Raw genomic sequence first — 21,471 nt, forward strand, 5'->3', positions numbered from 1 at the left:
TTACCCCCGCTGGCTAGTGGCGCGGACGACCAGTTCCTCGTACAGCCGGGCGTAGGGTTCCACCGCCTGGCACCAGTTGAAGGGCTGGGTCATGGCCAGGCAGCGCATGGCGTTGAGCAGCGGTTTCTTCTCGAAAATGTAGAAGGCCCGTTGCAGCGCCTCGCGATAGCTTTCCACCGTGGACTCATCGAACAGGAAGCCGGTGACGCCATTCTCGATGGTGTCGGCCAGGCCGCCGGTATTGCGCGCCACCGGCAGCGAGCCGAAGCGCTGCGCGTACATCTGGCTCAGGCCGCAGGGCTCGTAGCGCGAAGGCATCAGCAGGAAATCGCTGCCGGCGAACATGCGCCGGGCATCGGTTTCGTTGAAGCCGATACGCACGCCGATGCGGCCAGGGAAGCGCACGGCCAGCTCACGCATGGCCTGTTCTTCCTCGGGTTCGCCGCGGCCGATGATGGCGAGCTGACCGCCTTGCTGGACGATGAACTCGGCCACGCCAAGGGTCAGGTCGAGGCCTTTCTGGTAGACCAGTCGCGATACCACGGCGAACAGCGGACCGGTCGAGGGTTCCAGGCCGAACAGCTCGCGGACCTGGCTGGCGTTGGCGGCCTTGCCTTCCCAGTCGTTGAGGCCGAAGCGGTGATCCAGGTGGCTGTCGGTGGCCGAGTTCCAGCTCTCGTCGATGCCGTTCGGAATGCCGCTGAGCAGCCCTTGCTGGGCCTTGCTGTCGAGGAAACCATCGAGCCCGCAGCCGAACGCTGGCGTAGTGATTTCGCGGGCGTAGGTGGCGCTGACCGTGGTGATGTGGCTGGAGTAGGCCAGGCCCGCCTTGAGAAACGACAGCTTGCCGTAGAACTCCATGCCTTCCTGTTGCAGCGCGTGTTCGGGGATCGCCAGTTCCGGGCAGCAGGCGCGGCTGACCACGCCCTGGTAGGCGAGGTTATGAATGGTGAACAGGGTCGGGGTGCTCAGGCCGCGCCAGTGCATGTAGGCCGGGGCCAGACCCGCCGGCCAGTCGTGGGCGTGGACCAGGTCCGGGGTCCAGTGGACCATGCCTTCGCCAGCGGCGATTTCGGCGGCGGCCAGGCCCAGGCGGGCGAAGCGGATATGGTTGTCGGGCCAGTCACGGCCGTTGTTGGCGCCGTAGGGCGTGCCTTCGCGCTGGTACAGCTCGGGACAGATCAGCACGTAGATGACCAGGCCGTCCGGGAGGTCCATGCGCCCGATCTGGCAGGCGGGCAGCGCCGCATGGCCACCCAGTTCGCCGACCACATGGATCGGGTTGTCGCTTTCCATCACTTGCGGGTAGCCGGGGATCAGCACGCGAACATCGTGCAAATGGCTCATGGCGCGGGGCAGGGCGGCGGAGACGTCGCCCAGGCCGCCGGTCTTGACCAGATCGGCGATTTCCGAAGTGACGAACAAGACTTTGCGTTTGTGCCGATTCTGTCTGGGGTCGGCGACGTAGCCACGGCTCGTCGCGACGATGTCACTGCCCACAGGGGCGCTGGTATCCGGATTGAAATGCTCGGTATGCGGTTCGACAGCGGCACTGATCATACTTCTCTCCATCCCTTGTTCTGCGGGTGAATCACCCTAATGCGATGCCTGTTCGGTCTATCTCTCTTCTGCTGTGCAGTGTTGCGTCCCTGTCACCCGTGCAAGCGCTACGCCAAATGGCGCTCCTGCCATTGGCGAACTGACGAAGTGTAGGGATGGGTGGGCCGCGCCCGGGAACGCCGGAAGCGATGACCTACTTAAATTCCTGACTGGCGCTGTGATCCGAAAGTTTCAACTTTTTTCGGTCGAGTTGTCCGGGCGGTACCAGGCAGGATTTGCCAGTGTAGGAGAGGGATGGGAGAAAATGTGACCCGCTGGTCATATTTCAGATTGAAGACAGAATGGTGGGTTTTTGCATAAGGGGGGAGGGGAAGGGGGTATTTCGGTTATGTGGTGGCCGCAATTTGCTAGCCGAGCGATCTTTAGCGTCCTTGAGATCGAGCGCCGCCCGCGCGGCGCATCGCGACGGTTCGGCGCCCCGACAAGCTCGCTCCTACAGTGGTTGGAACGTGCCATGGTCTGTGAGAGTTGGGTTGCCCGCCCTTGTTGCATGACGATCTATGTTAGAAAACGCTCTTCATGCTGGTTCGAGATAGCGTCGTGCATGGCAGGCATAGGCACTTGCCAACCTACCGTAGGAGCGAGCTTGCTCGCGATGCGCCGCGCAAGCGGCGCTCGATCTCAAGGGCGCTGACAACTTGGGTTCAACCAAGAATCCCCTTCATCTTGTCCCGCAACTGGTCGATGGTGAACGGCTTGCCAATCACATGCATGCCCTGCGGCACTTCCATGGTCGAGCCATAGCCACTGGCAAACAGGATCGGCAGCAGCGGGCGCAATTCGCGGGTCAGGCGGGCCAGTTCCTGGCCGTTCATGCCGGGCAGGCCGACGTCGGTGAGCATCAGCGAGAAGGGCTGTTGCGGGTCTTCGATCAGCTTGAGTGCCTCTTCGCCGTCTTGGGCCTCGGTAACCTCGTACCCCAGTTCATTGAGCACATCGACCAACAGCATGCGCACGATGTTGTCGTCTTCAACGACCAGAAGAGGGGGAATAGCGGGCATGGGTTACTCCTGCGGCAATAGGTATTACTGACTCTGTAAACACAACGCCGCAGGAAGTTCCCCAGCATCAATGGTGTGCAGCATAGCGGTCGGCGTTGAAGCAGGGAACGATTGGCGAACCGATGCCTCAAATACTGGCTTTGTGCCCTGTCGATTGCCGTGAACATGGATAAACTGGGAGGGGCAGCGTGGTTGCGGTTTGCATGTCAGATCGAAAACCTGAACCATAAGACAAAAAATCAACCCAATTCTGCCGCCCGGACCTTACAGATGAATCATTCAGCCTCAACCGACCAACAGCGCTTCCGCAAGCTGTTGGTGCGCAATATCAGCCTGCCCCTCGGGGTCGGCCTGTTGAGTGCCGTGGTGTTTGTCACGGTAATCGCCTACCTGCTTTCGGTCATCCAGTGGGTTGGTCACACCGACCGGGTGATCAACAACGCCAACGAGTCGCTGAAGCTTTCCATTGATATGGAAACCGGCATGCGTGGCTACCTGCTCACGGGCGACGTGCATTTTCTCGACCCCTACGAACTGGCCAAACCGCGGATCAGCGCGCAGATGAAGACCCTGCGCGAGCTGGTCGCGGATAACCCGACGCAGCTCGACCGCCTCGGGCGTCTGGAGGCGATGCAGGCCGAGTGGGACATTTTTGCCCGGGAAATGATCCAGTTGCGCCGCAGTGGCGGTGACTACCGCTCGGATATCGAAGCCGGCCGCGGCAAGCGCCTGACCGACCAGGTCCGTAAGGAATACGAAGATTTTGTCGCCCTCGAGCAGCAGTTGCGGGCCAAGCGCAACGAGCAGGTCAGCACCACCACCTGGGTGTCCATTTCCCTGTACCTGGCGTTCATCATCCTGATCAGCGGCCTGCTGGCCTGGATTGGCCGGCGTGACCTGATCAACCTGTCCACCAACTACCAGGAAAACCTCCAGGCCCAGCAACGCGCCGCCGAGCTCCTGCAGCAACAGGGCTGGATCCGCAGCGGCCAGTCGCAACTGGCCGAGCGGGTGCTGGGACAGCAGACCTTGCCGACCCTGGGCCACAACATTCTGCAGTTCTTCTCCAACTACCTGGGCAGCGTGGTCGCCGCGCTGTATGTGCGTGACGAGCAAGGTGATCTGCACCGGGTCGCCAGCTATGGCTTCTCCCGCGAGCAGGAGTCCCGCGAACAGGTGGTCGGTTCCCACGAAGGGCTGCTGGCCGAAGCCGTGAGCCAGGGGCGTCTGATGGCGCTGGAAGACGTGCCGGAAGATTACTTCAAAGTCAGTTCCGGGCTCGGTGAGGGCCTGCCTCGCAGCGTACTGGTGATGCCGTCGAACAACGACGGCCAGGTCAATGGCGTGCTCGAACTGGGCTTCCTGCGCCCGCTGAACCCGCGCGACGGCGAGTTGCTGGAGCGGATCGCCAACAACCTCGGCACCTCCATCGAGAGCGCGCGTTACCGCCAGCGCTTGCAGGAAGTGCTGGCCCAGACCCAGCAACTCAACGAAGAGCTGCAGGTGCAGCAGGAAGAGCTGAAAACCGCCAACGAAGAGCTGGAAGAACAATCGCGGGTGCTCAAGGAGTCCCAGGCCTACCTGGAAACCCAGCGCGCCGAACTTGAACAGACCAACGAGCAACTGGCCGAACGCACCGACGCCCTGGCGTCCCAGCGCGATGCCCTGGACCACAAGAACACCGAGCTGAACGAAGCCCAGGTGCAGTTGCAGGAGCGCGCCGAGGAACTGCAACGCTCCAGCAAGTACAAATCCGAATTCCTCGCCAATATGTCCCACGAGCTGCGCACGCCGCTCAACAGCTCGCTGATCCTGGCCAAATTGCTGGCCGAGAACCCGCAGGAAAACCTCAGCTCCGAGCAGGTCAAGTTCGCCGAATCGATCTACTCCGCGGGCAACGACCTGCTCAACCTGATCAACGACATCCTCGACATCGCCAAGGTCGAGGCCGGCAAGCTCGACGTGCGCGCCGAAACCACCCAGGTGGCGCGTCTGGCCGAGGGCCTGCGCGGCATGTTCGAGCCCTTGGCGGCGGACAAGGGCCTGGCCTTCAGTGTCTCCATCGAGCCGGATGTGCCGGCGACCCTCTACACCGACCGCCAGCGCCTGGAGCAGATTCTCAAGAACCTGCTGTCCAACGCGCTGAAATTCACCGATCGCGGTCAGGTCGGCCTGACGGTCACTCATCAGCCCGCCAGCGGCATCGTGTTCCATGTACGCGACAGCGGCATCGGCATCGCGGCGGACCAGCAGCAGCTCATCTTCGAAGCCTTCCAGCAGGCCGACGGCACCACCAACCGCCGCTTTGGCGGCACTGGTCTGGGCCTGTCGATTTCCCGCGATCTGGCGCGCCTGCTGGGCGGGCAGATCCAGGTGCAGAGCGAACCGGGCAAGGGCAGTGTGTTCAGCCTGATCCTGCCGGAGGCTTACGAGCCGATCGTCGAACAGGTCGGGCCTTCGCCCATGTCGCGTCCGCAGCCGTTGTCCGCACCGGTCGTGACTGCGCCAGCGCTGATCGATCCGCTGCCGCCGACACCGCTGGCGGCGCCGGCCAAGCGTCTGTCCTTCGAAGACGACCGCCAACTGGCGCCGTTCGCCAACCGCTGCATCCTGGTGATCGAGGACGAGCCGAACTTCGCCCGGATCCTCTTCGATCTGGCCCACGAACTGGGCTACAACTGCCTGGTGGCGCAAGCCGCCGATGATGGCTTCGAACTGGCCGAGCAGTTCATTCCCGACGCCATCCTGCTGGACATGCGCCTGCCCGACCATTCCGGGCTGACCGTGCTGCAGCGGCTCAAGGAACTGGCCACCACGCGGCACATCCCGGTGCACGTGATTTCCGTCGAGGACCGGGTAGAGACCGCCATGCACATGGGCGCCGTGGGTTATGTGGTCAAACCGACCAGCCGCGATGAGCTGAAAACCGTGTTCGCCCGCCTGGAAGACAAGCTGACCCAGAAACTCAAGCACATCCTGCTGGTGGAAGACGACGACCTGCAGCGTGAAAGCATCGCCCGTCTGATCGGCGACGACGATGTGCAGATCAGCGCCGTGGCGACCGCGCAGGAAGCCCTGAAACTGCTGCGCGAGAACATCTACGACTGCATGGTGATCGACTTCAAGCTGCCAGACATGCTCGGCAACGAACTGCTCAAGCGCATGACCGTCGACGAGATCCGCGCGTTCCCGCCGGTAATTGTCTACACCGGGCGCAACCTGACCCGTGACGAAGAAACCGAACTGCTCAAGTACTCGCGCTCGATCATCATCAAGGGCGCCCGCTCGCCGGAGCGCCTGCTGGATGAAGTGACGTTGTTCCTGCACAAAGTCGAATCGACGCTGTCACATGAACGGCAACGGATGCTCAGGACCGCGCGCAGCCGCGACAAGGTCTTCGAGGGGCGCAGGATCCTGCTGGTGGACGACGACGTGCGTAACATCTTCGCCCTGACCAGCGCTCTGGAGCACAAGGGCGCACTGGTGGAGATTGCCCGCAACGGCCGCGAGTCCATCGAAAAACTGGAGCAGAGCAGCGATATCGACCTGGTGTTGATGGACGTGATGATGCCGGAGATGGATGGCTTCGAGGCCACCCGCCTGATCCGCAAGGATCCGCGCTGGCGCAAGCTGCCGATCATCGCCGTGACTGCCAAAGCGATGAAGGACGACCAGGAGCGTTGTCTGCAGGCCGGGGCCAATGATTATCTGGCCAAACCGATTGACCTGGACCGGCTGTTTTCCCTGATCCGTGTCTGGCTGCCGCAACTGGAGCGAATTTGAATAGCGAACGTAACACCGATATTGAAATCCGATTGTTGATCGAGGCCATTTACCTCAAGTACAGCTACGACTTTCGCGATTACTCCGGCGCCTCGATCAAGCGCCGGATCCTGCACGCCGCGCGACATTTCGACTGCGCGACGATCACCGCCCTGCAGGAGCGGGTGCTGCACGATCCAGGAATGTTCCTGCAATTGCTGCAGTTCCTGACCATCCCGGTCAGCGAGATGTTTCGTGATCCCAGCCACTTCCTGGCGCTGCGTCGGGAAGTGGTGCCGCACCTGAAGACCTGGCCCTCGATCAAAATCTGGATCGCCGGGTGCAGCACCGGTGAAGAGGTCTATTCCATGGCCATCCTGCTGCGCGAGGAAGGCCTGCTGGAACGCACCATCATTTACGCCACCGACATCAACCCCAAGTCACTGGAGAAGGCCAAGCAGGGCATCTACTCGATGGAGTCGATGCGCGACTACGAGCAGAACTACATCGCCGCTGGCGGCCAGCGCGCCTTCAGCGACTACTACACCTGCGCTTACGGCAATGCCATTCTCGACAGCAGCCTGCGCGAAAACGTCACCTTTGCCGACCACAGCCTGGCCACCGACAGTGTGTTCTCCGAAACGCAACTGGTGTCTTGCCGCAACGTGCTGATCTACTTCAACAAGGGCCTGCAGGACCGCTCGTTCGGGCTGTTTCACGAGTCGCTGTGCCACCGTGGCTTCCTGGTGCTGGGTAGCAAGGAAACCCTGGATTTCTCCGCGTACGCTGACCGCTTCGAAGCGCTGGTCAAGCCGGAACGGATCTACCGTAAATCATGAAAAGGGTCGAAGTGATCGTCATGGGCGCCTCGGCGGGTGGCGTCAGTGCGCTGCTGTCGGTGCTGGCGTTGCTGCCGCGGGAGTTCGCGGTTCCGGTGATCTGCGTCTTGCACCTGCCGGATGACCACGACAGCCAGCTTGCCGAGGTTTTCGAGCGCAAGCTGAAGCGGCCGGTGCGCGAGGCGCGGGACAAGGAAAGCCTGGAGGCGGGGATGATCTATTTCGCCTGCCCCGGCTATCACCTGTCGCTGGAGCACGACTGCAGCCTGTCCCTGAGCCAGGAAGAGCGGGTGCATTACTCGCGGCCTTCGATCGATATCCTCTTTGAATCCGCCGCTGACGCCTGCGGCCCGTCCCTGGTCGGCGTGCTGCTGACCGGCGCCAATGAAGATGGTGCAAGAGGCTTGGCACGAATCAGCGAGTACGGTGGTCTTACCGTCGTTCAGGACCCGGCTCAGGCCCAGGTTGCGATCATGCCCAGCGCTGCGCTGGCGCTGCACCGGCCCGACCACATACTTCCTTTGAACGGCATCGGGCATCTGCTCGCCAAGCTGGAAAAACAACAATGCTAAGCCATATCCAAGCCAAACTGCTGATCGTCGACGATCTCCCGGAGAACCTGTTGGCGCTCGAAGCGCTGATCAAGGGCAACGATCGCGCGGTGTACCAGGCAAGCTCCGCCGACCAGGCGCTGTCGCTGCTGCTGGAACACGAGTTCGCCCTGGCCATCCTCGATGTGCAGATGCCGGGCATGAACGGCTTCGAACTGGCTGAACTGATGCGCGGCACGGAAAAGACCAAGCACATTCCCATCGTCTTCGTCAGCGCCGCAGCGCGGGAGATGAACTATGCCTTCAAGGGCTACGAAAGCGGCGCGGTGGATTTCCTGCACAAGCCGCTGGACACCCATGCGGTAAAAAGCAAAGTCACGGTGTTCGTTGAGCTGTACCGCCAGCGCAAGGCCCTCGACCAACAATTGCAGGCGCTGGAGCGCGGCCGTCAGGAGCAGCAACTGCTGCTGGAGCAGTTGCAGGTCGCACGCGGCGAGCTGGAGCACGCGGTGCGCATGCGCGATGACTTCATGTCCATCGTCTCCCACGAACTGCGCACGCCGCTCAACGGCCTGATTCTCGAAACCCAGTTGCGCAAGCTGCACCTGGCGCGGGACAACGCCGATGCCTTCGCCCTGGACAAGATGCGCGCCATGGTCGAGCGCGACGAACGTCAGATCAATAGCCTGATCCGCCTGATCGAAGACATGCTCGATGTCTCGCGGATCCGCACCGGCAAACTGTCGATCCGGCCGTCACCCTTCGATCTGGCGCAACTGGTGAGCGGCCTGGTGGAGAACTTCGCCGCCCAGGCTGCGGCTGCCGGCTCGTCCATCGAGCTGACGGTCAACGACGCGGTGGAAGGGGTCTGGGATGAATTCCGCATCGAGCAGGTGATCGCCAACCTGCTCACCAATGCCCTGCGTTATGGCGCCAGGCGCCCGGTGCATGTGCGGGTGGCGGCGGAGGACGGCATGGCCTGCGTCGAAGTGCGTGACGAAGGGATTGGTATCAGCCCGGAGAACCAGCAGCGGATTTTCCAGCAGTTCGAACGGGTCAGCTCCAAATTCAGCGTCGCCGGGCTTGGCCTCGGGCTGTATATCTCCGAGCAGATCGTCCAGGCCCATGGCGGCAGCATCGTGGTGCAAAGCGCCGAAGGCGAGGGCGCGACGTTTAGCGTGCGCTTGCCGCTGGTATGCGATGTGCAAGGAAATGCGCCGGAAAATGAAAGTGATCGACAACAGGCAACCTCTGCGTAAGCCAGGGGTCTATGAACGAACGACACCACCTGAATGAATCGAATCAAGGCGTTGGCATGAGTGAAGATGCACAAGATGTAGTACTGGTCGTCGAAGACGAGCCGGTTATCCGGATGGTCCTCAATGACTATCTGTCGGGCGAAGGCTACCGCGTTCTGCTGGCCGAAGACGGCGCGCAGGCGTTCGAAATCCTCGCCAGCAAGCCGCACCTGGACCTGATGGTCACCGACTTCCGCCTGCCGGGCGGGATTTCCGGGGTCGATATCGCCGAGCCTGCGGTCAAGCTGCGGCCTGACCTGAAAGTCATTTTCATCAGCGGCTACCCCGCGGAAATCCGCGAGTCGGGCAGCCCGATCGCGTTCCGTGCGCCGATCCTGGCCAAGCCGTTCGATCTGGACAGCCTGCGCGAGCAGATTCAGCAATTGCTTCGCTAGAATCAGGCGATTCATACGAATTAAGGGAAATTAACCTGCATCCCGCCTTTCGGAGGGATGGTCCGATCGGTTCCTTGTTTTCTCGACACAGGAACCGTCATGAATCCGTCACTCCCATCCGACCCTCACGCTATTACCCTGCACCTGGGGCTGTTCTTTGACGGCACCGGGCTCAATCTGCATAACCATGAGCAAGGTGTCACCTCAGGCAATACCTCAGGTAGCTACGCCAGCGGCAAGAGCAATGTGGCGCGGTTGTTCCAGCTATATCCGCAACAGGCGCAGCAGTGCCTTGATCCGGGCTCGACGCGGGCGGCGATGGCGCTCTATATCGAAGGCGTTGGTACGCGCGACGGTGGCGCCGACTCACTGCTGAGCCAGGCGACCGGACGCTATGGCAGCGGTGTGTGGGCGCGGCTGGAGGCGTTGCCGGATTGCCTGGCCTCGCGGATGCGCGAATTTCTTGAGCACCACCCGCACGTGGTAATCCGCTCCGTCGAAATTGATCTGTTTGGTTTCAGCCGTGGCGCCGCAGCGGCACGTCATGTGGCCAACCAGTTGGACGACGCTGCCAGCGACTTGCGCCAGGTGTTGGGCGGTTACCCCGTGCGGATCAGGTTTGTCGGCCTGTTCGATACGGTGGCGGCGATCATTGCGCCATTGAAGGCAAATTTCAGTGCGGGTAACGACGATTACCACGGCCTGCAGTTGGGGCTGAGGCCGGGAGTGGCGGCGGAGATAGTGCACCTGGTCGCGGCGGATGAGTGGCGGGCCAACTTCCCGCTAGTGGCCAGCGAAGACGATATTTTCCTGCCCGGCTCGCACACCGATCTGGGCGGCGGCTACCGCCCGGAAGAAACCGAGCAGTTACTGCTGGCGCGTCCCTGGAGCAGCCTTGAGCCGTACCATCTGCCGGTAGAGAAAAGCCAGGCCTGGCGGCAGGCCAGCGAGCACTTGGAGCAGTGCCGTGCAACCTGGCAGGCCTTGAATTTCGACGTGCGTCTGGACAGCCACAGCATTGATCAGCCATTTCTGCCGAAAACCGATATCCAGCGAGAAAAACGCGTCCATGTGCGAATTTTCGGTGAGCGGTGGGTGCATGGCGAGCTGTCGCGGGTCTACCTCGCGATCATGCATGAACGGGCGATACAGGCGGGTGTGCCGTTGCGGGCGTTAGACCCCGACGATGCGCAGATACCTGAAGCGCTACAGGGTATTGCCAGCAAACTGCGGGCCTACGGATTGGGTGTGCAGGCGGCCCATGACTTGGACGAGAGCGAGTACGCGTTGCTGCGCCGTCACTACATTCATCTGTCGGCGCACTGGCAGATCAGCCTGAACGGTCATAACCCGCTGTTCGACGGTCTGCATGTCAACCGGCCGGCGCTCAACGAGAAGAGAGTCGTCCACGCCAACCCGTGGTGCCCTGAGCGTCTTACTGGCCGATAGGCACGAGTACTGGTTGCGGGGCATTGTTGGCCTGCATCGTTTCGACAAAGTCGGCGATGGCCTGCCAGGTGGTGCAGGCCGCGTCGAACCAGACCTGAGCGACAATCGCTTGCTGTGCGTTTTCGGCTTGGGCAACGTCGGTGGCGGCACTGCCCAGCTCACCTGAGAGCACGCCCCAACTGGTGTTCAGCGCACCGAGAGCGGTGCTCATGTCCGCGACATCGCTCAACACCAGCGACAGGCTCATGGACAGCCCGCTCAGTGTCGCCACTTGCTGTTGATCGCTGGAAAGGTTCTGTTGGTCGCTGGCGATGGTGCCCTGGTATTGGGAAATGGTCGTTTCCAGCGAGGACACCTGCGCTTGGGCCTGGGCGATGGTGGCGACGCCGATGCCGGCGAGCACCAGCGACAATCCGCCGGTAAGGGGTGTCAGCAGTACGCCGAAGATGGTTTCGATGAGGCCGCTGGTTTTTTGCGCCTGAGCGCTGGCGATGGCTTGGCGGTCGGTCTGGACCTGCTGTTGCAACTGCGCGATCTGCGCATTGATCGTGGTGATCTGCTCCTGGATATCCGCCTCTTGCGCCTGTATCTGGGCCACGCTGGTGTTCATGCTGGCGTAGGGTACGGCCAATTGCGTGTTGAAGGTGGCGAGCTTGCCGGTGTAGGCGTTTGTTGCGTCGATCATTGCCTGCACCGGTTCTTCCAGGGCATTGAGCGAGGCGATGATACTGGCCTGGAGGGTACTGTCGAACTGGTTTTGCAGTTGCTCGAACAGGCTGTCGAGTTTGGGTTGCGCAGTCAGGAACGCCTGCGCGCAGGCGTTGATCTGAGCCAGGATCTGTTGTTGGAAATACAGGTAGCCATTCTGGCGCCAGCCAACGACGAGGTTTTCCGCTTGGCCCAGCTCCTGGTCGAGCACCGGATACCAAGGCGACGACGAGGGGGCTATCGATGCCTCGATCAAAGCTTGGCACGACGAATTGAGCAACAGCATCGTGCCGATCGAGTTGCTGATCTGCTGGTTGGTCTGTGTGGCATCGAACGCCATGGGCCGGATTTCCTGTCGTTGGAGGGGCGAGTACCAGGGTTACATGGGCAGCGTCTGAGACTGGATCGGCACCTGGGCGTTGACCAGATTGTTCGCCGTGGCGATGGCCTGGGTCCATTCCGTGACCGCCGCCTGGGTGAATATGCCTTCAGTGATGGTCGACAATTGCGCCTCCGCCGACTGCAACTGCGTAACCACACCTTGCAGTTCACCCTGGAGCGTTCCCCACTGGGTCATGAGCTTGGACAGGGCCTGGGTCGCCAGCTCGATGCTTGCCACGGCACCGTCGGAGGCCATTTGCAGTCCTTGCAAGGCGACCAGTTGGCGCTGATCGTCGTTCAACTCCTGCTGGTCGGCGGCGATTTGATTGAACTGATCATTGATCTTGCTTTGCATGACACCCCAGGTCACGCCACCGCCGATGATCCCGGCCGCGCCAATGACGCCTCCGACCAGCAGGCTCGCACCGCCGGTTTCCGGGGCCAGGGCTACGCCGACCACCAGCGCGAAAATGCCGATGCCAATCCCCGCCGCCGAAGCCGCAATGGCCTGATTCTCTTGAGTGATCTCGGCGTTGAGTGCCGCGATGGCGGCGTTCATCTGACCGATATCGGCCTGCAGTTGGGTTTCCGCCGACTGGATATTGGTTGCACCGCTGACCAGGTTGTTGTGCGCGGTCTGCATCGAGTTGCCCCAAGTCACCAGGTCGGTGTTGGTCTGGGTCATTTGAGTGATCACGGCCTGGATTGGCGGCAGCAGGGTCTGCTGGATAATCGTCTGCACCTCGATCACGTACGGGTTGGTGGCACCGGAGGCGGTCGGGTTCTGCTGAACGATCTGCAGGATCGCGTTGGTCGCCGCGGTGAAGTCGGAGCCGAAGTCGATGACCTGCAGGGGAATCGTCTTGCTCACGTCCGGGCCCAGCGTATCGATCCACTGCTGGGCGAGGGTCTGGGCGACGCCCAGCTCACCGTTGAGGGTGTCGAACCAGCTCGGCTGAGGTGTCGGGGAGACGAACACCGTGTTGTCCACGGCATGGCAGGCGAAGGTAATCAACTGCGCGGCATTGTAGGAGACCCCGGTATTGCCGATCAGGGTATCGGGGGCCGGGGCGAGGTTGTTGGGGGCGGTCGCGTCGAGCAGGGCAACATTCATCATGAATATCCTCTGGCGGTGGGGAATTGGACGTCCAGTCAGTTCTGCAAAAAATTGGCAAAGGTCGGCCGGATTTCGGCCGCGGCAATATCCACCGTTACGGGTTCGCCGACGGTGATATCAATCTTCGATAGCTGGGTGACGAAGGTATTGATCGACTCCCAGGCAGCCAGCGCCTGGGGCAGGGTCAGCAGGTCCAGGTATTGGTCAGGCTGCGCGCCGGCCTGCAAGGCGTCGATCGCATCCTGGGTTTTTGCCTGTTGGGTGACCCACAGGTCGACCAGGCCGGGCAGGGCATCACGGAGCGCCAGGTACTGGCCTTCAACGCGGTAGAGGGTCTGCAGGGTTGATTTGGTCAGGGCGACTCCCAGCGCGTCGGCCGAGAGTTGCGCCTGGATCTCGTTGATCTGGTTCATGGTCGCGATCAACTGATTGTCATCGGCGATCAAGTCGTAGAAGTTCTGACCGATGCTGATCGCCGCCATGGCCACGCCAGCGATCGGCAGCGTCGCTTCGGCACCTGCTGCTGCAGCGGCATACAGCAGTGACACCGAGGACTGGGCGATGCCCTTGCCAGAGGCGATGTCTTCGCTGGTCATCTTGCTGCTCAAGGCCTGGACCGACTCGACCAGCTCGCCCAACTGCTCGGTGAGTTGCAGCATCTGCTGCTCCTCACTGGCCAGCGCGTTCCAGCCCTGGGCAATGGACTTGTTCATGGCCGGCAACACCACGCTGAACGCCTCCATCCGCTGTTCCAGTTCGTTCTGCGACGCCCGGGTTGCCTCCAGGCTCTTGTTCACCTGAGGCAGCAGTGTTTCGCCGAGCAGCTTGATCCAGAACGCGGCGTCGTTATTGGTGGTGGGTGACAGCGTTGCGACGCCGGTAAACATTGCGTAGTAGTTCTCGAACGCCAGGATCACCGGCGCCCAGATGGCCGCGCGGTCCAGTTGCCAGGCATCCGCCGCCGTATCGAGTTGTTGGAATTCATCGGCAACTGCCGACAGCCAATCTGGCTCATCAGGTATCGAGGCGATGTGGATGCTTTCGCAACTCAGGGCGAAGCTGTCCACGCCGACGATGCCCGAATAGGCGTCGGTGAGTTTGTCCAGGGTGTCGTTGACGTCAGGCGCAAGCATGATGGGCTCCCTTTTCGCCTGTCAGGCGGTGACGTTGAGGAAGGGGTCGAACGTCATCGCGTTGCCGTCGAACGAAAGCGTGCAACTGTATTGGTACTTCGCGGTGGTGCCCTGGGACTCGATACGCGCCGACCAGACGGTTTCTCCGGTGACCAGGGTCGACTGCTGCGGGATGCAGATCTTCTGGTCGATGGCCTGTCCGGTGAATCCGGTGATTTCGGCGTCGTCACCCGGGTTGATCGGGCTGACTGACCAGATGATGATCTGGCCGTCCGTGCAGTTGGTCACCAACTCCTCCTGGCCCTCGCCGGATGAGCCGAAATACTTGTTGGTATCGACCAGATACACATTCGAGCCAAGGTTGCCGCTGGCCAGTGCGCCTTCGACGTCCACGACCACCAGCACATAGATTTCGTTTGCCATTGAGTTAGCTTCCTGCGTGAGTGAAAAGGTTTCGTCAGACCACCTTCAAATAACTCGAAAAGCTCATGGCTTTGCCGCTCATGGAGAGGGTGACGGAGTAGGGATAGCTGGCGAAGGCGCCCTGGGTTTCTACCAGGCCGTTCCAGACGGTGTTGCCCAGGAAGGGGTCCTGGGTCGGGATGCAGATTCGTTGGTCGACCGCCTGGCCGGAGAACCCGGCGATGACGATCGTGCTGCCGGGCTCGATCGGGGTGACGGACCAGGTCAGTGTCTGACCATCCTGACAAACGGTGTTGAGGGTGCTTTGCCCTTCCTGCCATGAACCCAGGTATTTATTGGTGTCTACCAGGTACACACAACCCTGCAGCGTGCCGGCGGCGAGCGCCCCCGTGACATCCACGACAATCAGAATGTTGATGTTGTTCAAAGTCCTTCTCCAGATTGAAATGCCCACCGGTCGAGCCCGGTGAGAATTCAATGAGCCATCTATGGCTACCGTGGGTAAGGTCTAGGCAAGGTGTGGGAGAAGGGCAAGACGGCGGAGGCGATCTCCTACGAAGGTTAGAGCCATGTTCGTCCATGTTTTTGGGCCGGTCCCGTAAGGCGCACGGACGAAAAGCCTCAGTGGGGGCGGCTGCGTGGGAGCCAGGCAAGGGCTCTCGCGCACGAAAAGAAGGGGGAATGTCTTACAGCAGGTTTTGCGCCACGGACCCGCTGCCAGTCTGGCGTGGTTTTACCCTGGAAACCTGGAGCAAGGTGCACTCCCAGTCGCTGCTTCCACTGCCTGGCAGCGTGCGTTCGATCGTACCCAGCAGCATGTTTTCCATCAATGCCAGGCGCTGGGCCTGGGGCAATGGCGAATGTTGCAGCCAGCCCGGCAGGCTGTTGAGCATGCAGGCGACGACATGCGCCGCAGCCTCCAGAGCCGGGCCGGTGAGGCTGGTGGACGGGGCGATCGCCAGCAGCAGGTGGCTTTCGTACTGCCGGCGCATCTGCGCGATGTGCGCCTGTTGCTCAGCGCTGAGGCAGCAGAGGTCGCGCTCGGCGAGACGGAAATGCAGCGGCCGTTCAGCATGTAGCGCCCAATGCGCGCGGATCACCACGGACAGGCGCACCGTGGTGTGCTTGCCGCGGCCAACCGGATGCAGGGTGGCAAGCAGCTCTTCATACAGTTCTTCGATCAGGTCGAACAACAGGTGCTGCTTGCTCGGGAAATGGTGGTAGAGCGAGCCGGCGGTGAGGCCCACATGGGCAGCCAGCTCGCGCATGCTGACCTGGCCGAACCCCTTGGCGGCGAACAGTTCGAGAGCCTTGTCGCGACGGTCTTCGTAATCGGCGCAGCGTTCGGCACAGGTCTTGGGCATGGTGGTTTACTCGTACGTGTGGAAACCGCGACCGCTCTTGCGACCCAGGTAGCCGGCCGCGACCATCTCCTTGAGCAGCGGGGCGGGGCGGTATTTGCTGTCATTGAAGCCCTCGTGGAAGGCCTCCATGATTGCCAGCAGGGTGTCCAGGCCGATCAGGTCGGCCAGGGCCAGCGGGCCGATCGGCTGGTTGCAGCCCAGGCGCATGCCGGTGTCGATGTCGACGGCGCTGGCCAGGCCTTCCTGCAGGACGAAGATCGCTTCGTTGATCATCGGTACCAGGATGCGGTTGACCACAAAGCCCGGACGGTTGCCGGCAGTGATCGCGGTCTTGCCGACCTTGCCGGTCAGTTCCATGGCCGTGGCGTAGGTTGTGTCGCTGGTCTGCAGGCCACGGATCACTTCGACCAGCGCCATCATCGGCACCGGGTTGAAGAAGTGCACACCGATAAACCGCTCCGGTGCGCTGATGGCAGCGCCCAGTTGAGTCACCGACAGCGACGAGGTATTGGTGGCGATCACGCACTGTTCGCCAACGTTGGCCGCGACTTGCTGGAGGATGCGTTTCTTCAGTTCGAGGTTTTCGGTTGCGGCCTCGATCACCAACTGCGCATCGCTGAGCGCGGCGTAGTCGGTGCTGGTACGGATGCGGGTGACCGCAGCTTCGGCCTGAGCCGCTTCCAGGGTCTGTTTGCTGACCTGGCGATCGAGGTTCTTGCGCAGGGTCGCCACGCCGCGCTCCAGCGCGGCGTCGGAGACATCGATCAGGGTGACCTGGTAACCGGCCACGGCGCAGACCTGCGCGATGCCGTTGCCCATGGTCCCGGCGCCGATCACGGCGATGTTTTCAAGCGTCATCTTCATGGTTTCCTTCAAGCCCGTTCGAACAGCACGGCGATGCCTTGGCCGCCGCCGATGCACATGGTTGCCAGCGCGTAGCGGCCTTTGATCCGTTGCAATTCATGGATCGCCTTGGTGGCGATGATCACGCCGGTAGCGCCCACCGGGTGGCCGAGAGAGATGCCGGAACCGTTGGGGTTGACCTTCTCCGGGTCGAAGCCCAGTTGCTTGGCCACGGCGCAGGCCTGGGCTGCAAAGGCTTCGTTGGATTCGATGACGTCCAGGTCGGACACCTTCAGGCCGGCTTTTTCCAGCACTTTGCGGGTCGCCGGTACCGGGCCCAGGCCCATCAGTTCCGGCTCGACACCCGCGTGAGCGTAAGCCACCAGGCGGGCCAGCGGCTTCAGGCCCTGGCGCTTGACCATCTCACCGGTGGCCAGCACCAGCGCACCGGCGCCATCGTTCAGGCCGCTGGCGTTGCCGGCGGTGACGGTGCCGTCTTTCTTGAACGCGGTTTTCATGCCGGCCAGTTGTTCGCTGCTGACGTCGCCGCGCACGTGCTCGTCCACCTTGAACTGCACCGGGCCTTTGCGGCTGGGGATCTCGATCGGCACGATCTGGCTGTCGAAGCGGCCTTCGGCAATGGCGCGGGCGGCGCGCTGCTGGCTGGTGATCGCGACTTCATCCTGCATGGCGCGGGTGATGCCGTTCTTTTCCGCCACGTTTTCGGCGGTGATGCCCATGTGGAAGCCTTCTAACGGGTCGTGCAGGATGCCGAGCATGTAGTCGATGCTCTTCATGTCGCCCATGCGTGCGCCCCAGCGGGCCTGGGTCAGCAGGTACGGGCCGCGGCTCATGGATTCGGCACCGGCGGCGATCACGGCTTCGGCTTCGCCCAGCAGCAGGGTCTGAGCCGCCGAAACGATGGCCTGCAGGCCGGACCCGCACAGGCGATTGACGTTGAAAGCAGGGGTTTCCTTGGGGATGCCGGCGTTCATCGCGGCGACCCGGCCCAGGTAGGCATCGCGGGCTTCGGTAGGGATCACGTTGCCCATCACGACGTGGCCGATCTGCTCGGGGGCGACGCCGGAGCGTTCGATGGCGGCGCGGGTGACCTGGGTGGCCAGGTCTGCCAGTGGCAGGTCCTTGAGCGAACCGCCAAAGGTGCCAATGGCCGAGCGCACGGCGCTGACTACATAGATATCGTTGTTGTTCATGATCGACTCCAATGGGCGAAGACGTGGCGTGGAGCCACGTGGCTCTGAGAGAATGGCGCCCGGCCACGCCCGGGGTGTGTCGAGTCTAGGCACTGAGGGCGTTCGGGCCTATGCCTGAACTGCCCAGCCAGGCTGTTACTTTTTGCCATGCCGTCGAGGTCAATGCGGAAGCTGTCATGCGGGAAAACGATTCGGTCGCGATGTACTTCGTTCACATCATGCTTTACAGCCTGCGCGACCAGCCCGCGCGGGCCGCGGCGCTGTTGCACCAGGCCGGCATCGACCCGGTGCTGATCCACGAACTCAATGCCCGCGTGCCGGCCTCGGCCTTCGCCCGGCTGTGGTTGATCCTTATCGAAGCGCTGGACGACGAGTTTTTCAGCCTCGACAGCCACGGCATGCCGCTGGGCAGCTTCGCCCTGATCTGTCGCGGGCTGATCCAGGAGCCGAACCTGGAGAAAGCGCTGCGCCAATGCCTGGGCAACTTCGGCCTGTTCCTGCGGGACATGCGCGGCACCCTGACCCTGCGCGGACAACGCGCGGTGATCAGCCTGCACTCACGCATCGACGACCCGCAGCGGCGCGTCTATGCCGAGGAAACCTTGCTGGTGCTGGTGATCAGTCTGCTGTGCTGGCTGGGCGGGCGGCGTATTGCAATCGATCGCACTGAACTGAGTGATACGCGGGTGGCGCTGGAGGACGATGCGCTGCTGTGGGGGCCGAACCTGCAGATCGGCACCGGCCGCACCGAAGTGGAGTTCTCCGCCGATTACCTGAAGTTGCCGGTGGTGCAGGACCTTGGCGCGTTGAAGACTTTTCTGCGCAGTGCGCCGCAGGGGCTGGTGGTGCGCTACCGCAACCAGAACGGCCTGGCGGCGCGGGTCTACCGCTACCTTCGCCTGCGCCAGTATGGGGAATGGCCGACGTTGCTGGGGCTGGCCGGCCAGGTCGGGCTCAGCCCGAGCAGCTTCCGCCGGCAACTGGAGCGTGAAGGCTGCTCGTTCCAGCAGATCAAGGACGAAGTGCGTCAGGCCATGGCCTTCGAATGCCTGCGTGACAGCGATCTCAGCGTCGCCGAGATCGCCGAGCAGACCGGCTTTCAGGAGCCCAGCGCCTTTCACCGGGCGTTCAAGAAGTGGACGGGAGAGAGCCCAGGCAGCTATCGCCAGCGGCTTCGGCCGGTTTAGGCCGGAACCATCGCAAAGCCGACACCGAAGCGGTTCCAGGCATTGATGGTGGCGATCGCCAGGGTCAGGTTGACCACTTCGCTCTCACTGAAGTGCTCCAGCAATGCCTGGTACTGATGCTGTGGCGCGTGCTTTTCCGGCAGCCGGGTCAGGCTTTCGACCCACGCCAGCGCAGCTTGCTCGCGTGGCGTGAAGTACGTGGTATCGGCCCAGACGCTGAGGGTCTGCAAGCGTGCTTCGGTTTCGCCGGCCTTGCGCGCGTCATTGGCGTGCATGTTCACGCAGTAGGCGCAGCCATTGATCTGCGAGGCGCGCAGGCGGATCAGTTCCAGCAGCGAGTTCTCCAGCCCGGATTTGGCCAGGGCCTGTTCCAGGCCGATCATGGCTTTGTAGGCTTCGGGTGCGTGTTTGGCCCATTCGATGCGGGTGGTCATGGTGAAAGCTCCGTTGTGGTTCCGCGACAGGCGGGATGGAGAACACCTTAATGGGCGAGCGGCCGGTTTCAGATAGCCAATTTCTCGAATTGTCGGGAGGCCAATCGGGTCGCCGCAGCACGCCTCAGCCTTGACCTCGCGCCTCACCAAGGCTCTTCAGCAAATCCCGCAATGCCACGCCATCGCCATCCAGTCCGGCCCTGGCGTACAGCGCCAGTTCCAGCCCGGTCACCGGCGGAAAACCTTCGTCTTCGTTCAGTTCCCGGTGCCCCGGCAGCACACAGCGGCTGGGAATCAGGCTCACCCCCAAGCCCGCGCTCACCGCCGCGCCGAGGCTGGCCAGGCTGGTGCTGGAGTAGCTGATGCGCCATGGCCGGCGGGTGCTTTCCAGGGCGTGGATCATTTCTTGCCGATACAGCGCGCCCACCGGAAACACCACCAGCGGCAGCGGGTCGTGCGCGACCATGCCGCGGGCGCTGCACACCCAGGACAGCGGTTCCGGCCAGCGCGCATGGCAGTCGCGGTCGGCGCCCCATTGCTTGACCAGCAGCAGGTCCAGTTCGCCGTTGCGGTAGAGGTGCAGCAGCGGGTTGCTCAGGCCGCTTTCGACTTCGAGGCGCAAGTGCGGGCGTTCACCGATGAAGCCGCGCAGGGCTTCGGTCAGCAGTTCGCCGGCGAGGTCTTCCGGCGCGCCCAGGCGCAGGGCGGTTTGGGTCTGGGTGGGGTTGAGCGCCAGGCGCGCTTCTTCTTCCAGGCGCAGGATGCGCCGGGCATAGCCCAGCAGTCGTTCACCCGCCTCGGTGGGCCAGACCTGCCGCTGGCTGCGGTCGAGCAATCGACTGCCGAGGCTCTGTTCGAGGCGGATGATCTGTTGGCTGACGGTGGATTGGGTCAGGTGCAGGCGGTCACCGGCGCGGGTGAAGTTGCCGGTTTCGACCACGGTGACGAAGGCGCGGAGCAGGAGGGGGTCAAGCATTCACAAATCCACTGGTATGCATGAAATCAATTAATTTCATGCTACACCGCCCGCTCGGGATAATCGCGGCTCATTCGACAGAGGGAATGCCATGCGCCCGAACCGAACCCGCAAACAGCCCTGGCGTGGCGTGCTCGCCGGCCTCGGGCTGGCTGCCAGCACCGCCGCGTGCGCTGATCTGCTGCAGGCGATTGGCAGCGGTGACCGTGAGCAATTGCAGACGCTGCTGCACGCCGGCGTCGCGGTGGATCAGCGTGATGCCCGCGGCAATACTGCGCTGCTGCTCGCTACCGCGCGCAACGATATCGATGCCGCTCGGCAACTGATCGAGGCCGGTGCCGACGTCAACGCCAAAAACGCGATCCACGACAGCCCCTACCTGCTGGCCGGGGCCGAGGGTCGTCTGGAAATTCTCGAATTGACCCTGGCCCACGGCGCAGACCTGAAGAGCACCAACCGCTACGGCGGCACGGCACTGATTCCCGCCTGCGAGCGCGGGCATGTGGCAGTGGTGGCGCGCTTGCTTAAGGCCGGCGTCGATCCCGACCACATCAACAACCTCGGCTGGACCGGCCTGCTGGAAGCCATCCTGCTCAGCGACGGCGGACCGGATCACCAGGCCATCGTCACGCTGCTGATCGACGCCGGTGCCAAGGTGGATCTGGCCGACCGCAACGGCGTCACGCCGCTGCAACACGCCCGCGAGCGCGGCCAGCAGGCCATTGTCGAGCGGTTGCTGGCCGCAGGCGCCCACTGAAATCACCCAGAGAATCGCC

The 21,471-nt window shown here is 62.5% G+C and carries 20 protein-coding genes; 8 read left to right on the forward strand and 12 right to left on the reverse strand.

Features of this window, described 5'->3' with window-relative positions; all coding sequences use genetic code 11:
• Both glgA and DM374_RS12295 read right to left on the reverse strand, forming a co-directional pair.
• On the reverse strand, positions 1-1,560 hold the full coding sequence (gene glgA, locus DM374_RS12290) for a glycogen synthase GlgA (RefSeq protein ID WP_110970049.1): 1,560 nt from the start codon (positions 1,558-1,560) through the stop codon (positions 1-3).
• Between the two features lie 704 nt (positions 1,561-2,264).
• The gene (locus tag DM374_RS12295; RefSeq protein ID WP_110970050.1) at positions 2,265-2,621 is read right to left on the reverse strand and encodes a response regulator; all 357 of its coding nucleotides are present in this window, start codon (positions 2,619-2,621) and stop codon (positions 2,265-2,267) included.
• 270 nt (positions 2,622-2,891) lie between these two features.
• Between DM374_RS12295 and DM374_RS12300 the strand changes: the two genes are divergently transcribed.
• From DM374_RS12300 to DM374_RS12325, 6 genes are all read left to right on the forward strand, one after another.
• Positions 2,892-6,404, forward strand: coding sequence for a response regulator (locus DM374_RS12300; RefSeq protein WP_110970051.1), 3,513 nt, complete (start codon positions 2,892-2,894; stop codon positions 6,402-6,404).
• Complete coding sequence (locus DM374_RS12305; protein ID WP_110970052.1) at positions 6,401-7,222, forward strand: CheR family methyltransferase; 822 nt, start codon at positions 6,401-6,403, stop codon at positions 7,220-7,222. Before DM374_RS12300 ends, DM374_RS12305 begins: the two co-directional genes overlap by 4 nt.
• On the forward strand, positions 7,219-7,794 hold the full coding sequence (locus tag DM374_RS12310) for a chemotaxis protein CheB (RefSeq protein WP_110970053.1): 576 nt from the start codon (positions 7,219-7,221) through the stop codon (positions 7,792-7,794). The genes DM374_RS12305 and DM374_RS12310 overlap by 4 nt, the downstream gene beginning before the upstream one ends.
• Positions 7,788-9,032 (forward strand): hybrid sensor histidine kinase/response regulator, encoded by a 1,245-nt coding sequence (locus DM374_RS12315; protein ID WP_110970054.1) that lies wholly within the window; start codon positions 7,788-7,790, stop codon positions 9,030-9,032. Before DM374_RS12310 ends, DM374_RS12315 begins: the two co-directional genes overlap by 7 nt.
• A 56-nt stretch (positions 9,033-9,088) precedes the next feature.
• Positions 9,089-9,466, forward strand: a complete 378-nt coding sequence (locus DM374_RS12320; protein WP_110970055.1) for a response regulator — start codon at positions 9,089-9,091, stop codon at positions 9,464-9,466.
• A 99-nt stretch (positions 9,467-9,565) separates the two neighbouring features.
• Positions 9,566-10,915: a T6SS phospholipase effector Tle1-like catalytic domain-containing protein gene (locus tag DM374_RS12325; protein WP_177431549.1), complete on the forward strand. Its 1,350-nt coding sequence runs from the start codon at positions 9,566-9,568 to the stop codon at positions 10,913-10,915.
• On the opposite strand, the gene makE is transcribed toward DM374_RS12325, so the two are convergent.
• From makE to DM374_RS12365, 8 genes are all read right to left on the reverse strand, one after another.
• The gene (gene makE, locus DM374_RS12330) at positions 10,902-11,963 is read right to left on the reverse strand and encodes an alpha-pore-forming cytotoxin subunit MakE (protein ID WP_110970057.1); all 1,062 of its coding nucleotides are present in this window, start codon (positions 11,961-11,963) and stop codon (positions 10,902-10,904) included. The two genes, DM374_RS12325 and makE, sit on opposite strands and share 14 nt — an antisense overlap.
• 39 nt (positions 11,964-12,002) lie before the next feature.
• Positions 12,003-13,121, reverse strand: coding sequence for an alpha-pore-forming cytotoxin MakA (gene makA / locus DM374_RS12335; protein ID WP_157969687.1), 1,119 nt, complete (start codon positions 13,119-13,121; stop codon positions 12,003-12,005).
• A gap of 35 nt (positions 13,122-13,156) precedes the next feature.
• Positions 13,157-14,254 (reverse strand): alpha-pore-forming cytotoxin subunit MakB, encoded by a 1,098-nt coding sequence (gene makB / locus DM374_RS12340; RefSeq protein ID WP_110970059.1) that lies wholly within the window; start codon positions 14,252-14,254, stop codon positions 13,157-13,159.
• A 21-nt stretch (positions 14,255-14,275) separates the two neighbouring features.
• Positions 14,276-14,677, reverse strand: coding sequence for an alpha-pore-forming tripartite toxin MakABE regulator (makC, locus tag DM374_RS12345; protein WP_110970060.1), 402 nt, complete (start codon positions 14,675-14,677; stop codon positions 14,276-14,278).
• 34 nt (positions 14,678-14,711) lie between these two features.
• Positions 14,712-15,104: an alpha-pore-forming tripartite toxin MakABE regulator gene (makC, locus tag DM374_RS12350; RefSeq protein WP_110970061.1), complete on the reverse strand. Its 393-nt coding sequence runs from the start codon at positions 15,102-15,104 to the stop codon at positions 14,712-14,714.
• Between the two features lie 259 nt (positions 15,105-15,363).
• Positions 15,364-16,041 carry a TetR/AcrR family transcriptional regulator gene (locus DM374_RS12355; RefSeq protein WP_110970062.1) on the reverse strand — a complete coding sequence of 226 codons (678 nt, stop codon included), beginning with the start codon at positions 16,039-16,041 and terminating at the stop codon, positions 15,364-15,366.
• Positions 16,042-16,047: 6 nt separating this feature from the next.
• Positions 16,048-16,899 (reverse strand): 3-hydroxybutyryl-CoA dehydrogenase, encoded by an 852-nt coding sequence (locus tag DM374_RS12360; protein WP_110970063.1) that lies wholly within the window; start codon positions 16,897-16,899, stop codon positions 16,048-16,050.
• A gap of 14 nt (positions 16,900-16,913) precedes the next feature.
• Positions 16,914-18,098 carry an acetyl-CoA C-acyltransferase family protein gene (locus tag DM374_RS12365; RefSeq protein WP_110970064.1) on the reverse strand — a complete coding sequence of 395 codons (1,185 nt, stop codon included), beginning with the start codon at positions 18,096-18,098 and terminating at the stop codon, positions 16,914-16,916.
• Positions 18,099-18,274: 176 nt separating this feature from the next.
• Between DM374_RS12365 and DM374_RS12370 the strand changes: the two genes are divergently transcribed.
• Entirely contained in the window at positions 18,275-19,285 is a 1,011-nt protein-coding gene (locus DM374_RS12370; RefSeq protein WP_110970116.1) for an AraC family transcriptional regulator, read from the forward strand.
• On the opposite strand, the gene DM374_RS12375 is transcribed toward DM374_RS12370, so the two are convergent.
• A complete protein-coding gene (locus DM374_RS12375; RefSeq protein WP_110970065.1) occupies positions 19,282-19,719 on the reverse strand; it encodes a carboxymuconolactone decarboxylase family protein in 438 nt (145 codons plus the stop codon). The two genes, DM374_RS12370 and DM374_RS12375, sit on opposite strands and share 4 nt — an antisense overlap.
• 124 nt (positions 19,720-19,843) lie before the next feature.
• Positions 19,844-20,695, reverse strand: coding sequence for a LysR substrate-binding domain-containing protein (locus DM374_RS12380; protein WP_110970066.1), 852 nt, complete (start codon positions 20,693-20,695; stop codon positions 19,844-19,846).
• A gap of 91 nt (positions 20,696-20,786) precedes the next feature.
• On the opposite strand from DM374_RS12380, the gene DM374_RS12385 reads away from it, so the two are divergent.
• The gene (locus DM374_RS12385; RefSeq protein ID WP_110970067.1) at positions 20,787-21,452 is read left to right on the forward strand and encodes an ankyrin repeat domain-containing protein; all 666 of its coding nucleotides are present in this window, start codon (positions 20,787-20,789) and stop codon (positions 21,450-21,452) included.
• The last annotated feature ends 19 nt before the right edge of the window (positions 21,453-21,471 follow it).

The sequence above is a fragment of the Pseudomonas huaxiensis genome, from assembly GCF_003231275.1.
Classification (GTDB): domain Bacteria; phylum Pseudomonadota; class Gammaproteobacteria; order Pseudomonadales; family Pseudomonadaceae; genus Aquipseudomonas; species Aquipseudomonas huaxiensis.